This window comes from Streptomyces sp. NPDC045778 (assembly GCF_056431945.1).
In genome coordinates, this window is sequence record NZ_JBWKJZ010000034.1 from 26,854 (window position 1) to 41,439 (window position 14,586).

The 14,586-nt window shown below is 73.6% G+C and carries 10 protein-coding genes; 7 read left to right on the plus strand and 3 right to left on the minus strand.

The window, feature by feature from the left end; all coding sequences use genetic code 11:
- Positions 1 to 157 precede the first annotated feature (157 nt).
- Positions 158 to 577 (minus strand): hypothetical protein, encoded by a 420-nt coding sequence (locus AC07GB_RS32510; RefSeq protein ID WP_478851774.1) that lies wholly within the window; start codon positions 575 to 577, stop codon positions 158 to 160.
- Between the two features lie 506 nt (positions 578 to 1,083).
- Between AC07GB_RS32510 and AC07GB_RS32515 the strand changes: the two genes are divergently transcribed.
- The 5 genes from AC07GB_RS32515 to AC07GB_RS32535 are packed head-to-tail and all read left to right on the plus strand — an operon-like array spanning position 1,084 to position 6,847.
- Positions 1,084 to 2,046: an acyl-ACP desaturase gene (locus AC07GB_RS32515; RefSeq protein WP_478851776.1), complete on the plus strand. Its 963-nt coding sequence runs from the start codon at positions 1,084 to 1,086 to the stop codon at positions 2,044 to 2,046.
- Positions 2,043 to 2,333, plus strand: a complete 291-nt coding sequence (locus AC07GB_RS32520; protein ID WP_478851778.1) for an acyl carrier protein — start codon at positions 2,043 to 2,045, stop codon at positions 2,331 to 2,333. The genes AC07GB_RS32515 and AC07GB_RS32520 overlap by 4 nt, the downstream gene beginning before the upstream one ends.
- A complete protein-coding gene (locus AC07GB_RS32525) occupies positions 2,323 to 3,549 on the plus strand; it encodes a beta-ketoacyl-[acyl-carrier-protein] synthase family protein (protein WP_478851780.1) in 1,227 nt (408 codons plus the stop codon). The genes AC07GB_RS32520 and AC07GB_RS32525 overlap by 11 nt, the downstream gene beginning before the upstream one ends.
- 35 nt (positions 3,550 to 3,584) lie before the next feature.
- Positions 3,585 to 5,729 (plus strand): MMPL family transporter, encoded by a 2,145-nt coding sequence (locus AC07GB_RS32530; RefSeq protein WP_478851782.1) that lies wholly within the window; start codon positions 3,585 to 3,587, stop codon positions 5,727 to 5,729.
- Positions 5,730 to 5,734: 5 nt separating this feature from the next.
- On the plus strand, positions 5,735 to 6,847 hold the full coding sequence (locus tag AC07GB_RS32535; protein WP_478851784.1) for a type III polyketide synthase: 1,113 nt from the start codon (positions 5,735 to 5,737) through the stop codon (positions 6,845 to 6,847).
- 83 nt (positions 6,848 to 6,930) lie between these two features.
- On the opposite strand, the gene AC07GB_RS32540 is transcribed toward AC07GB_RS32535, so the two are convergent.
- On the minus strand, positions 6,931 to 7,548 hold the full coding sequence (locus tag AC07GB_RS32540) for an HdeD family acid-resistance protein (protein WP_478851786.1): 618 nt from the start codon (positions 7,546 to 7,548) through the stop codon (positions 6,931 to 6,933).
- Positions 7,549 to 7,822: 274 nt separating this feature from the next.
- Here AC07GB_RS32540 and AC07GB_RS32545 point away from each other — a divergent pair, with 274 nt between their 5' ends.
- Positions 7,823 to 9,034, plus strand: a complete 1,212-nt coding sequence (locus tag AC07GB_RS32545) for a serine hydrolase domain-containing protein (RefSeq protein WP_478851788.1) — start codon at positions 7,823 to 7,825, stop codon at positions 9,032 to 9,034.
- Positions 9,035 to 9,051: 17 nt separating this feature from the next.
- Here AC07GB_RS32545 and AC07GB_RS32550 read toward each other — a convergent pair whose 3' ends face one another.
- The gene (locus tag AC07GB_RS32550) at positions 9,052 to 10,632 is read right to left on the minus strand and encodes a glycosyltransferase family 39 protein (RefSeq protein WP_478851790.1); all 1,581 of its coding nucleotides are present in this window, start codon (positions 10,630 to 10,632) and stop codon (positions 9,052 to 9,054) included.
- Between the two features lie 70 nt (positions 10,633 to 10,702).
- On the opposite strand from AC07GB_RS32550, the gene AC07GB_RS32555 reads away from it, so the two are divergent.
- Positions 10,703 to 14,509, plus strand: a complete 3,807-nt coding sequence (locus tag AC07GB_RS32555) for an nSTAND1 domain-containing NTPase (protein WP_478851792.1) — start codon at positions 10,703 to 10,705, stop codon at positions 14,507 to 14,509.
- Positions 14,510 to 14,586 lie beyond the last annotated feature (77 nt).

Genomic DNA, 14,586 nt, shown 5'->3' on the forward strand with positions numbered 1-14,586 from the left:
TCTCGACGCTACGACGTTGGAGTGCACTCCAGGCAAGTGGATCCCGGCCCCGGCGGACCGCGTCCGCCTCACCGCCACCGGGCTGTAATTCCTCCCCCTGCGGGTGGCGGCGAGGAAGAGGTCGACAAAGGCGCCGGCTACGCGGGCCCCGGCGGCGTCACGTGGCCGACGCGGGCGTGATGGTCAGGGCGCGGACGAGGGCGTCCTCGGTCTCCGTGCTGAAGAAGCCGGTGATACCGCGCAGGAGTTGGAGTGCGGTCCGTACGCCGACGGGCAGCGGGACGGGCATGCCTGTCGTCGGCACGACGTGCTTGTCGGGGGCGGTCCGCGCCGCCTCCAAGTGGGCCTGGGCAAGACCCAGTTCGCCGCTGCCCGCGTGCTGGACGGCGCATGCCAGGTCGTGCGAGGCGCTGCGCGAAAGGTCGAGGAGTGCCTGCACGGCGGACGTCTCGCCGTCGGGGCACGCGCACGCCAGGGTGTGGTCGTCCACGGCCGCGCTCAGATGGCGGCCGGCCCGGTCGAGGATCTTCACGATGGCGGACAGCCGGCCCGTCTCCAGAACTGCCTGAGATGCCATGCCGAATCCTTTCATCACCTCGTTCACCGATTCCGTGACTCCAGCGTTATCACCGGGCCCGGCGCGGTGCGAACCTCGGCGCAGGGGCGCACTGCATGCGCAGAGGGAGGCTCCGTTGCGTGTGGAGGGAAGTTGAGGCACACGGCGGCGCACGTGGGCCCGGGTAGGCGACTGGGCCGCAGGGAGCGAGGCCGGTTCCGCCGGAGCCCTCCCACCAGGAACAGCGGTGACGGCCCGTGGCCCTGGCATGCGCTGCCGCCCTGTGGAGCCGGCGGCCCCCGCCCGCCCCGGTGAAGGCGAAGCCTCCTGTTGCAGGGCCACGCAGGTGGGAGTGGGTCCGCAAGCACGCGACGCAGCACGGCGGCAGGCGGCAGCAGCCCCTGGGTACGGGCGTAGCCGCCGTCGGGAGGGCGCTGCCCCGAATGAGTGGAGACGATCCGCGCTGATGGAATATCAGGTCCAGTGCTGAAAAGGTAGCGAAAAGTGACAAAAGGGAGGACATAGTCGTGGCCCATGCCGTGGACGTGGCCGTGTTGCAGCAGTTGGAGCCATCGGTGGAGCGGCTCCTGGAGCGGCATCTGGCCACGGCCCGTGACTGGCTGCCGCACCAGTTCGTGCCCTGGAGCGCGGCGCGGGACTTCGACGGGCCCTTGGACGGCGCGGCGTGGGAGCCGGCGCAGTCGCCCCTGCCGACGGCCGTGCAGGACGCGCTGATCATCAACCTCCTGACGGAGGACAACCTGCCCAGCTACCACTTCGAGGTCGCCTCCCGCTTCGGCAGGGACGGCGCCTGGGGCACCTGGATCCACCGGTGGACGGCCGAGGAGAGCCGGCACGCGGACGTCATGCGGGCCTACGTCCACGCCCGCAGGGCGGTCGACCCGGTGACCCTGGAGGAGCTGCGGATGCGGCACGTGGGCGCCGGGTACAGCAGCGATCTGCCGACGGTCCTGCACGCCCTGGCGTACGTCACCGTGCAAGAACTGGCGACCCGTCAGGCCCACCGCAACGTCGGCGCGGCGTGCGGCGACCGGACGGGCGAAGACCTGATGACCAGGATCGCGGCCGACGAGAACCTCCACATGCTGTTCTACCGGGACCTGTACGCCGACGCGTCGCGGATGTTCCCCGACCAGGCACTGACAGCCTTGGCCGACGTGCTCTGCGCCTTCCGCATGCCCGGGGAGGCGATCCCGGGATTCGGGGCGCGGGCCGCCCGGGTCGCGGCGGCCGGGATCTTCAACCTCGATGTCCACCTCGACCGGGTGGTGCAGCCCCTGCTGCGCGCCCTGGACGTGCTGGCGGTGACCTCCCTGGGGCCGGACGGGAAACAGGCGCAGGACCGGCTCGGCCGGCACGTGGAGGAACTGGAGGCCCAGGCGGCGCGCGCCCGTGACCTCTATGTGCGGATGAACGCGCGCAACACCGCCGCCCGACGCACCCCGAGGAACCAGGAGACGAAGGCATGACCCAGATCGACCAGATCGATGAGCCGTCGGCGCGGGGCCCGCAGCCGCCGGAACTGTCCGAGGAACTGGTGGCCCTGTTGACCAGCCGCCTCGACGTGAAGGTGGGCTCGGATGAACTGTCCGCGGCGATGACGTTCGAGAGCCTCGGCCTGGACTCGCTGTCGCTGATGGAGCTGGTGCTGGCGGCGGAGGAGGAGTACGGGATCGTCCTGTCCGAGTCGGCCCTGGACCTCCGTCCGTCCTCCACCCTGGGCGAGGCGGCCGAGGCGTTCGAACATGTGGCCTGACATCGCGGTCACCGGCCTTGGCCTGGTGACTCCTGCCGGTCACACGGCGGAGGCGAACTGGGCGGCGCTGTGCCGGGGCCGCTCGCTGGCCGCCGTGGACCCTGAACTGGAGGGGCTGCCCGTCGACTTCTCCTGCCGGGTGACGGACTTCGACGCCGCGGCGGAAATCGGCCGCGCACCGGCGCGGCGCATGGACCGCTTCATCCAGTTCGCCCTCGTCGCCGCCCGGCGGGCCGTCGCCGACGCGCGTCTCGACCGTCATGCGTGGGACGCGGAGCGGGTGGGTGTCGTGCTGGGGGTGGGATCGAACAGTCTGAGCACCTACGTGAGGGAGTTCACTCACCTCGGTGCGGGGCGTGCGGAGCGCGTCTCGATGCTCGCGCTCCCGCGCAGTGTTCCGAGCATGGCCGCAGGCGAGGTCGCGATCGACCTGGGGGCGCGCGGACCCAACTTCACCACTGCCAGTGCCTGCGCCTCGGGCGCCACCGCGATCGGAGTCGCCCGGGACCTGCTGCGGTCGGGCACGTGCGACATCGTGCTGGCGGGCGGCAGCGAGTCGGCGCGCTCACGCATGACGGCCACCTGTTTCACCCGGATGCGGGCCCTGTCCCGGCGCCGGGAGGAACCGGACCAGGCCAGCCGGCCGTTCGACGCCCGCCGTGACGGCCTGGTCCTGAGCGAGGGCGCCGGCGTCCTCGTCCTGGAACGCGCCTCAACGGCCCGCGCCCGCCGGGCCCCGGTCCAGGCACTGCTGCGGGGATACGGCGCCGGAGCCGACGCCCACCACCCCATCGCCCCGCATCCGCGAGGAGACGGCGCGGTCCGTGCCATCCGCGCGGCACTGGCGGACGCCGGCTGCGAACCGGGTGACATCGCCCACGCCAACGCACACGGCACCTCGACCGCGTTGGGCGACGCGGCCGAGGCCGCGGCCTACACCCGCGTCTTCGGTGACGACGGGCCGCCCGTCACCGCGTCCAAAGGCGTGATCGGACACGCGCTGGGGGCGGCCGGTGCCATCCAGGCCGCGTACACGGTCCTCTCCCTGCGGCACGGGCTGATCCCACCGGTGGCGAACTTCCAGGGCCAGGACGGCGATCACAAGCTCGACATCGTCGCCGGGCGGCCACGGCCCGCACGCGGCGACGCGGCCATCAGCTGCTCCTTCGGGTTCGGCGGCCAGAACGCGGTTCTGCTGTTCACGGCCGCCGCCTAGTGCGGGCCGCTCACTTCGCCCCGGACGACGGCCCGATGAGGGCACACGAGCGGGGCGCGGTGCGGCGGGCCTGGTGGGTGCTGGCGTGCGCGCTCCTGGCGGCGGTGTGCGCGGGGGCACTGACCCCGGTCGCCCTCTCGGCGCTGAGCACGGGCGGCGCGGTCGCCACGGGAACCGGGGCCGAGCGGGCCGCCCGGCAGGCCGAACGGCTCGGCGTGCCCTCACCCGATCTCGTCCTGGCCGTCTCCCAGCACACCGGCTCCGGCAAGGCCGCCGCCCAGGACGCCGCCACCGCGGTGGTGCGGACACTGGCCGGGCACGGCGACGTCAAGGCCGCATGGTCCGCGCAGACGACGAAGGACACCTGGCTGCGCTCGAAGGACGGGCGGACCCTGCTGGTCCTCGTAGGACTGAAGGGGACGGACAAGGAACGCAAGCAGGCGGCACCCCGCGTGGTGGCCGCCGCCCGCTCGGCCGCCCCGGCGTCCAGCGTCGAGCCCAGCGGCGAGGTGTGGGCCGACCGCGAGATCGACGCAAGCGTCGAGCACGACTTGCGCCGGGCCGAACTCCTGGCCGCGCCGGTGCTGTTCGTCGTGCTGGTCCTCGCCTACGGGTCCGTGGTGTCCGCCCTCCTGCCCGTGGTCGTGGCCGCGCTCACCATCGGCTGCGCCCTCCCGGTCCTGGGTCTGCTCGCGCAGGTCGCGGACATCTCGCGGGTCGCGGTGAGTGCCGCATCCGCGATCGGCTTCGGCCTGGCCGTCGACTACAGCCTCTTCCTGCTCGCCCGGGTGCGGGAGGAGAGCGCGCGGGGCGCGGACCTGCGAACGGCACTGGCGGCGGCCCGGCGCTCCAGCGGCCGTTCGGTGGTGTTCTCGGCCGCCGCCGTCACCGTCTGCCTGGCCACCGCCCTGGCCGTACCGGTGCCGATGCTGCGCGCCCTGGCCCTGGCCGGCATGACCGTCGCCGTGCTCGCGGCCCTGGTCGCCCTGACGGTGCTGCCCGCCTGCCTGTGCGTCCTCGGCCCCCGGGCCCAGGCCTTCGATCCGCTGGCGCGGTGGCGCCGTACGCGTATCGGTGAGGGAAGCCGCTTCTGGCGCCGCACGGCCTCCACCGTCACCGCACGGCCCCTGCTGGCAGGAGGCCTGTCGCTCCTGCTGCTCGCCCTGCTCGCCGCGCCGTTCGCCCACGCCCGCCTCGGCGTCGTGGACGAGCGCACCCTGCCCGCGTCCGCCCCCGCCGCCGCCGCGGCGCAGCGGGTGCGGGCCGAATTCACCGTGCCACCCGAGCGGATCCTCACCGTGGTGGTGACCGGCCCCGGAGCGAGAGGCGGCGCCTCCGAGTACGGCGAGCGGCTCGCCCGCCTCCCGGGCGTCACCGGCGTCCGCGTGGCGCCCTCCTCGCGGGCCGGTGAGGGGGCGGTGCTCCTGGCAGCCATGTCCGCCGCCCCCGACACCCGCGCCGCGCGGAGCACGGTGCGACAGGTACGGGACAGCCCCGCGCCGGGGAGCGTCACGGTGGGCGGACGCGCCGCAGACATCGCCGACACCGCGCACAGCGTCCTCGGTGCCCTCCCCACCTGCCTGCTCCTGCTGGGAGCCGGTCTGTTGCTCCTGCTGAGCGCCTTCACCCGCGCGCTCGTCGCGCCCCTCAAGGCGCTGGCCGTCGCCGCGGTGAGCCTCGGCGCGATCCTGGGGGCGCTGGTCGTCCTCTTCCAGGACGGCCACGGCAGCGCCCTGTTCGGCGGCTTCACCGCGACGGGCACCCTCGACGCTTCCATGCTCCTGTTCGTCCTGTTCATCGCCCTGGCTCTGTCGGTCGACTACGAGGTCTTCCTGCTCGGCCGTATCCGGGAGGAGTTCGACCGCCGCGGCGACAGCCGCACGTCGATCGTCGAGGGCGTCGCGCGCACCGGCCGCCTGCTGACGTCCGCAGCGGCGGCCGTGGCGATCTCGACCGCCGCGATGGCCACCTCGCAGGTGGCCCTGCTCAAGTTCATCGGCATCGGCGTCGCCCTCGGCGCGCTCGTCGACGCCGTCCTGGTGCGCGGCGTGCTGGTGCCCGCCGTGATGGCGGCCCTGGGCCCCCTCAACTGGTGGTCTCCTACCTGTATCGGGTCCCGTCCCGGGATCGTCGCAGCCGACAAGACAGCCGACAAGAGCCGACAAGAAAGGCAGGGCTGATCCAGATGCCTCAGGCTCCCCATGACCGCACCGGACCGCCGGCGTCCGCCGCCCCGCGGGTGGCCGCGATCCGGACCGCCTTCCCGCCCTACACCTACCCCCAGCGGGAAATCCTCGCCCACCTGGCCCGCACCACCGCGCTCGAGTCCGAGGCGGGCACCCTCGTCCTCCGAAAGATCGCGAACAGCTCCGGTGTCGACACCCGGTCCCTGGCGCTGCCGCTGGAGAAGCTGGTCGAGCTGGCCGTCCAGGACGACTTCACCGAGAAGAACCGCATCTGGCTCGACGTCGCCCTGGACCTGGGAGAGCAGGCCGTCACCGGTGCCCTGCGCGCCGCCGGGATCCACCCGCAGGACGTCGACGCAGTGATCAGCACCACCGTGACCGGCCTTGCCGTGCCCTCACTGGAGGCCCGCCTCGCCCACCGGGTGGGGCTGCGGCCGGACATCCAGCGCGTCCCGCTGTTCGGCAGCGGCTGCGCGGGCGGTGCCGTGGGCCTGGCCCGGCTGCGCGACTACCTCCTGGCCCACCCCGGCCAGGTCGCCGTCCTGCTCGCCGTGGAACTGTCCAGCCTGGCCTACCAGTTCAAGGACGCCACCATCGCCAACATCGTCGCCGGCAGCCTCTTCGGCGACGGAGCCGCGGCCGTCGTGGCCACCGGGGCCCACCGGGACACCATTCCCGCAGGACCCGCGCTCCTTGACACCCACAGTCTGCTGCTCCCCGGCACCGAGGACGTACTGGGCTGGGACATCGGCTCCCACGGCCTGAAGATCCTGCTGGCACCGGAGGTCCCCGCGCTGACGGGAGAACACCTGCCCACCGCCATCCACAGCCTCCTGGACCGGCATGCGCTGACACCGGACGAGATCGGCAGCTGGATCATCCACGGCGGCGGCCCGAAGGTCTTCACCGCCGTGGAGCAGGCCCTGCGCCTGCCGCCGCGCGCTCTGGAACGCACCCGGCGGTCCGTGGCGGAGCACGGCAACCTCTCGTCGGTCTCCGTACTGGACATCCTGCACGCGGCCATGAAGACGCCCCCGCCGCCGAACGCTCCGGGCCTGCTCGCCGCCATGGGCCCGGGCTTCGCCATCGAACTGGTCCTCCTCGGCTGGTAGAGGACTGCTGCACTGCTCCGCCGGGCAAAGGCCGCCCTCTTCACACGCGCTGGAGGTGAGTGAGACGCACCCCATGGCACCCCTCACACCCCGGCGGTCGCATGCCTCCTGGAGCCACTGTGCGAGCGCACCAGGCCCCGCAGGGAGAAGGCGTGGATCACTTCGGTCAGGCCGACCGCGATCAGCCAGATGCCGGTGAACACCGCCAGGGTCACGATGGAGCCGATGGGCCAGGCGAGGACGATGACGCCGCCGGCCGTGGCCAGCAGCCCCAGGAAGACGCCCCAGCCGCTGCTCATCTCCGCGGCGGTCACCATGGTGGCGATGCCGTACATCAGGAAGCCGATGCCGATCCACAGGCTCAGCAGCAGCACCGAGTTGTGCAGCGAGTTGCGGAAGCAGAGCAGGCCCAGCGTCATCGACAGGGCGCCGACGAGGATGAGCAGGACGCGCATCCCGGCGCTGACGAAGGTGCCGAAGGCGGCCACGATCTGCATCGCGCCGCTGATCAGCAGGTAGATGCCGAACAGCACACCCAGCACGAGAAGGGTCCGCCCCGGCCACACCAGCGCGACCACGCCGATCGCGATAGCGCTGAGACCCAGCAGCATCAGAGCCTGCCACGCGACTGTTCCCAGCCGCTCCAGGGGATTGCCCGGGCCGCCTCGATGGAGGTGACCCACCTCATCTATGCGTTCCATATGTCCAAGTATGTACGAATCTGCGCTGGCCGCAGCCTGCGGGGCAGTGCCTTGCGTCAAAACACTCATTGGGTGCTGACGTCAGCCGGGCGGGCCCGGCAGCGGCGCCGCCCGGCTGAGGCTCAAGTCGCTGATCCATGCCGGGGGTTATCCCCCTGCCGTTGCGGATGACCGCCCCATCGCGCCGGCCGGCGCCGCTCGGGCATCGTGAGCCGACGACGGCGGAAGAGCCTTCCGCAGCAGCAACGCTGCTACGACGACGGAGGACGCACACGTGATCAAGCACAAGCGCGCACTGGGCGGGGCACTCACGCTGACCGTGGCAGTCGGTGTGGTGGGAGGCGTCCTGCCGGTCACCACCGCCACCGCGGCGACCACGGCCGAAACCGCCGCCGCGCAGCCCACCCACGCTCCCGGCCACCCTCGGCTGCGCGCGCTGATGCACCGGTTGACCACCGCGGACGGCGCGCCCGGAGCACTTGTCGTGACGCGGGACAGACACGGCGGCTCGGTGCTGACCAGCGGAGTCGCGGACGTGGACAGCCAGGCGCCGGTGCGCGGCGACAGCAGGTTCCGGATCGGCAGCATGACCAAGCCCTTCGTGGCCACGGTCGTGCTTCAGCTGGTGGGAAGGCACCGCATCGATCTCGACGCCCCGGTGGAGCGCTACCTGCCCGGCGTCGTACGCGGTCACGGGAACGACGGCCGGGCGATCACGGTCCGTATGCTCCTCCAGCACACCAGCGGCCTGCCCGACTACCTCGGCCGTCTCAAACCGAAGGACATCCTCAAGGACCCGCTGGCCCACCACGACACCCGCGACCTGGTGAACCTCGCCCTCGCCCGCCCGCCGACCTTCGAGAAGCCCGGTGCGAAGCCCGGCTCCGAGTGGCACTACTCCAACACCAACTACCTCCTGGCGGGCATGCTCATCGAGAAGGTGACCGGACGCTCGTACGGCGAGGAGATCCACCGGCGCGTCATCGAGCCGCTCGGCCTGCACGACACGTCCGTGCCGGGCGATGCCACGTCCATCCCCGGGCCGCACCCGCGCGGGTACGCACGCCCGGGCAAGGACGCGCCGCTCGTGGACATCACCGCGTTCAACCCCTCCGTCGCGGGCGCGTCCGGCGAGATGATCTCCAGCGGCGCCGACCTCAACCGCTTCCTGGACGCCCTGGTCCGCGGCAAGCTGCTGCGCCCGGCCCAGCTCAAGGCGATGATGAGGACCCGGCCGACCGGAAGTGACGACGGCCGGGAGTACGGCCTGGGCCTGGAGAGCCGGCCGCTGCCCTGCGGCGGCCTCTACTGGGGCCACGGCGGCGACACCTTCGGCTTTCAGACCGCCGGCGGCGCCACAGCCGACGGCAGGCAGGCGACGGTCATGGCGAACGTCGACCCGGGTGGAACGGACGCGCAGGACGACGACATGGAAGCCGCCGTCAAGACGGGGCTGTGCGAACGGCGACACGCCCACGCCCAGTAGCGGGTGCGCAAGGTTGCTCAGCACTGCCCCCGACGCGCGTAGAGGACGACACGGGCGCCGTCGGCGCGGCGGGTCGCGCAGGGCACGAAGTGCCGCGACAGGACCTGGCGCTTGACCATCTCGCCCGGTGTCGCGTCGAGGGGATGGCCGACGGGATCGGTGACCACGACGACCCGGTCCTCGGCGAGCAGTCGCCTGCGCAGGACATCGGGGGCCACCTCGGTGCCGTACAGCGTGTGCGAGACGGCCGGGCGGCGGGCGAGGGCGATGTCACGCAGTCCACGCGCCGCCCATGGGTACGGCAGCGACCACACGCGGCGGCGCAGCGGCAGGTAGAGCACGGCGTCACCGGGGGCGCCGGTGTCGCGCAGGGCCCGTGCGGCCGCGGTCGTGTCGTCGACCCGGCTCCGCGCGCTCCGCATGTCGAGCGAGACGGGCAGGAGCGCCACGGCGGCGGTGACCGCCGCCGCGAGCGCCGCGAGGGCGCGTCCTCGTGTCGCGCGTGTGAGCCGGTCGAGGGCCGCGCCGAGGAGGAGGGCGAGACCGGCTTGCGCGTACAGCACGTATCGGTCGACGTAGAGCGGCTTGAGCGGGGAGGTGAGCCAGAGGGCGAGCGGGGGCAGGACGAGCAGGGCGAGGCCGAGGCCGGGCAGCGAAACGGTGTGGCGCGACCGCGCGGGGCCCGGCCGCCCCCTCACCACCACCACCCCCGCCGCGGCCAGCCCAAGCGTCCACGCGCCGAGCACCGGCAGCACCGCCGACCAGCTCAGCCCGCCGATCCAGTCCACCTGTGCCGACTGCCGGTGGCTGAGCAGTGCCAAGGGGGCCAGGCCCAGGGCGACCGGCACGGCGGTCGCGGCCCAGGGGCGCCGAGCCGCGCGCGGCAGCGTTACCGCGTGGGCAGGCAGGGCGAGCACCGCGAACTCGTGCAGCACGCAGGCCGCCAGCATCAGCACCCCGTAGAGGACCCATCGGCGCGCACGGCGCGTCCCGACCGCGCGCACCAGGGCGTACGTCGCCCAGACGACCGTCGCGAGGACCAGGGCGTAGGACCGTCCTTCCTGGGCGAACCACTGCACCAAGGGCAGCGGCGCGAAGGCCACCCCGGCCAGCAGGCCCGTACGCGGCCCCGCGAGACGCCGGCCGAGGCACGCCACCCCGGCCGCGGCGAGGGCCGTGGATGCCACTGACGGCAGCCGGAGCACGAGGAGCGGATCGGCGTCTTTGCACAGGGCGAACAGGCCCCGCATGAGGAGGTAGTAGAGGCCGTGGACGGCGTCCGCGTTCCCCAGCGTGTGCCACAGGTCGGGCAGGTCGCGCCGCGCCATGTCGTAGGTGACCGCCTCGTCCCGCCACAGGGTGCCTTCACGCCGCACGCCCCACAGGCCGAGGGCCGACGACAGCAGGACGCCGGGCGCGGCGACGGCCCACGCGGGCCTTCGCCGAGGGCGCGGAGTCGCGGGAGGAAGCCCCCTCCGCGCGGGGCGCGGCGGATGTGCACAGGTGTCGACGGCGGCGATGGCGGGCTCCAGAATCACGAAGGAGGCGAGGAGAAACCCGAGTTCAGCCGCGTGTCGGTTGATAGGCAGCCCTGTCACGGGCCGCTTATCAATTGCTAGCGTGCGCATCGGCCGCCCTGCGGAGGCGGGGCGCGGTGGAGGGGGAGCGATGGGGCGGCGGGAGAAGCCACTGGAGCCCACGGCGGGGCCCGTGCAGCGTTTCGCGTACGACCTCCGCAAGCTGCGCGCCGAAGCGGGCGGTCCCACCTATCGGACGCTCGCCGGGCGCACCGCGTACTCGGCGCCCACCCTGTCCGCCGCGGCCTCGGGTGACCGGCTGCCCTCGCTGCCGGTGCTGCTCGCGTACGTGGAGGCGTGCGGCGGCGACCGCGCGGCGTGGGAGGCGCGGTGGCACGAGACCCTCGCCGCCGAACCCGCTCCCGACGAGGGCGAGTCGCCGTACCCCGGCCTCGCCCGCTTCGGCCCCGACGACCGCGACCGCTTCCACGGCCGTGACGACCTCGTCGCCGAGCTGCTCGCCCTGACCGGGCGCCGCCGTCTCACGGCGGTCGTCGGCGCGTCCGGCAGCGGCAAGTCGTCGCTGCTGCGGGCGGGTTTGATCCCGGCGTTACGGGGAGGGGGCGGCGACGGCACCCCCTGCGACGCTCCCCGGGGAGGAGGCCCCCGTCTCGCCACGGTCCGCGTCCTCACGCCGGGCCCGCGGCCCGCTCGCACCCACGGCACCCGGTTCCAGCCGAGCGACGAGGGCGGCGACGAGAGGGGCGAAGCGGCCGGTGACACCCTCCTCGTCGTCGACCAGTTCGAGGAGGTCTTCTCGCTCTGCCACGACACGGACGAGCGGGAGCGGTTCATCGGGCGGGTGCTCGCCGCCCGGGACCAGGGCAGCCGTCTGCGTGTCGTCATCGCCGTACGCGCCGATTTCTACGGGCGTCTCGCCGAGCACGGGCCGCTCGCCGAGGCCCTGCGGGACGCGACGCTGCTCGTCGGTCCGCTGCCGCCCCACCGGCTGCGCGAGGCGATCGTACGTCCCGCCGCGGCCGAACGGCTCGTCGTCGAAAGGGCGCTGACCGCGCGGATCGTGGCCGACACCGGGGACGAGCCGGGCGGCCTGCCGCTCATGGCGCACGCGTTGCGCGAGGTCTGGCGGCGGCGCAGCGGCAAGACGCTCACGCTGGCGGCGTACGAGGCGATCGGCGGGGTGCAGGGCGCCGTCGCGCACACCGCCGAGGAGACGTTCGGGCGCTTCACGCAGGCGGAGGCGGCCCGCGCGCGGGCGCTGCTGCTGCGTATGGTCGCGCCGGGCGACGGCACGCAGGACACCCGGCGCACCGTCGAGCGCTCCGAACTCGGCGCCGACTGCGGTGCCGTGCTGGAGCGCCTCGTCGCCTCGCGGCTCCTGACCGTCGACGGTACGCGCGTCGACCTCGCCCACGAAGCGCTGATCAGTGCGTGGCCCCGGCTGCGCGGCTGGGTCGAGGCGGGCCGGGAGCGCCTTCGGCTGCACCGCGCCTTGACCGAGGCGGCGCTGACCTGGCGCGACCTGGACCGTGACCCCGGCGCGCTGTACCGGGGCACGCGCCTGTCGGCGGCCCGTGAGGCCTTCGCCGACGGCGCGGAACTCACCCCTCTGGAGGGCGAGTTCCTCGCGGCGGCCGTCGCCGCTCACGACCACGGCGTGCGCGCCAAGGTGCGCGCCGCGCGCCGCAGCCGTGCGCTCCTGACGGCGCTCGCGGTCCTGGTGTGCCTGGCGACGGTGGCGGGCGCCCTCGCCTGGCAGCAGAGCCGCGTCAGTGACCGCCGTACCGCCGAGGCCCAGGCCCGGCGCGTCGCGAGCATCGCGCAGACGCTGCGCGTGTCCGATCCGCGCACCGCGATGCGCCTCGGTGTGGCGGCCTGGAAGATCGCCGACCTGCCGGAGACGCGCGAGGCGGTACGGACAGCGGGGGCGCAGCGGGAGGTCGCGACGGTGGCGGGGTTCGAGGCGGGGAACGCCCCGAACACGCCCTCCGTGCTGAGCGAGGACGGCCGCGTTCTGACCGTCGTCGACCGCGACGAGGTGACCTGGTGGGACGCGCGCGGCGGCCGGCGGCTCGGCACGGACGCGTACCCGGGCGTCTTCCGGCGTTACGCGGCCATGAGCCCGGACGGGCGTCTCGTCGCCGTTCGTACTGCTCGGGGCTTCGTCGTGCGGGACGTGCGGGCGCACCGCACCCTCACCTCGCCCTTCAGGCCACCTCGCCCGGCGGACGCGGAGGGCGCATTCGCGGCGGACGGGCGGCTGTTCGTCGCCCGGGGCCCGGAACGCGGCCGTACGGTCGTCCAGGTGTGGGACGTACGGCGCCACAAGCTGCTCGCACGCGTCGCCGGGGACATCATCATGAGGGGCAACCTGTTCCCCCTGCTCAGCCCCGACGGCCGACGTCTCCTCGCCTGCGGCAGGGACGGGAGGCACCTGACCCTCCACCCGATCGGTGAGGGCCGGGCCCGGCGCCTGGCGTGGCCGGGCGACGTGCAGCGGCTGGCCTGCGCGGCACCGAGCTGGACGTTCACCCCGGACGGTCGCGCGCTCTCCTTCGCCGCCAAGGGCGGAGTGCGTACCTGGGAGGTGGATTCCGCGAGGGAGCGTCCGCGTCTGGACGTGCCCGGCGGCGACGATCAGTACGTGGACTACGACGAGGACGGCGGACTCGCGGTCACCAGCGGCCCCGGCGAACTGGCGCTGTGGCGTACGGCGAGCCCCGGCGCGCCATTGATGCGGTACGCCCCCGCTGAGAACGTGTACGGCGTGGCCCGCCTCGACCGGGCGGACGGGGTGATCAGGTACCAGACCAGTGGCGCGGTGGTGCGTGCGATCGACGTGCGGGACGTGCTCACGGGCCCTGGCCCCCGTTCTGGCCCCGGTCCCGGCTCCGGCCCCGGCGGCGGCTCAGGCGGCGAGTGGCCCTTCACACGAGCGGAGTTCAGCCCGGACGCCCGCACCCTGGCCGTCGCACGGCGCGACCGCGCGGGCCAGGGCGTCGAGCTGCGTGACGCCCGCAGCGGACGCGTACGAGCACGGCTGCCGAGGGGAGGGAGGGCGTGTATGGACTGTCCCGCTCCGCTTCTCCGGTTCTCTCCGAGCGGGAAGACCTTTGTATCCGCCACCTTCGTCGAGGACGCCCGAGGGAACCTTCTCGGGACGCGGATGCACCGGTGGAGCGCGGGCGCACACCGTCAGCCGGCGGTGGGGTCCGTCCCCTCCAGTGTGGACAGCCTCACCGTGCCCGGTGACAGCGCCCCCGCCGTCACCTCCGGCTCGTACGCCGAGAACCGGGACAACGACGCGTGGCGACTCGACGTCTGGAAGGTCGGCCCTGGCACCCCCTCCCGCGCGCTGAGCCGGTACACGGGCGGCCGCTGGAGCAGGATCTCCCCGGACGGACGCCTCGTCCTCGCCTCGAACGGCAAGCTGACCGACGTCACGACGGGGCGCTCGACGCGGGTCCTGCGCGGGGAGGGGGCGCTGGAGGACGCGGTCTTCAGCCCGGACGGCCGCTACCTCGCCGTGGTCGACGCCCGCGCCAGGCTCACGCTGTGGAACGCGCGCGGCACCCGCCTCCTCGGCGCGCTCGCCGCGAAGTCGTCCGAACCGGCCCTGGGCGACCCCATGCCGCTCGTCTTCTCCCCGGACAGCCGCCTGATCGCCATGGGCCGCGAGGACGGCGGCGTCCGCGTCTGGGAGACCGGCACCCCCCGCCTCACCGGCGCGGAGTACCCCGCCGCCGACGGCCCCGTCCTCGCGTTCGGCTTCGCCGGAGACGTACTGCGGATCGCGACCGCGCACACCCCGGTACGGGAGGTGCCGCTCGCCCCCGCACGCGCCGCGGCTGCGGCCTGCCACCGGGCCGGGGGCGGGCTCACGCGCACGCAGTGGCAGACGTATCTGCCGAACCTCTCCTTCCGCGAGACCTGTTGAAGCTCCCGAGAGGACTCGCGGGTTCAGCATGGCGGTCCCGGCCCAGGCGGCGCAGCCACCACAGGCGAGAAAAGTAC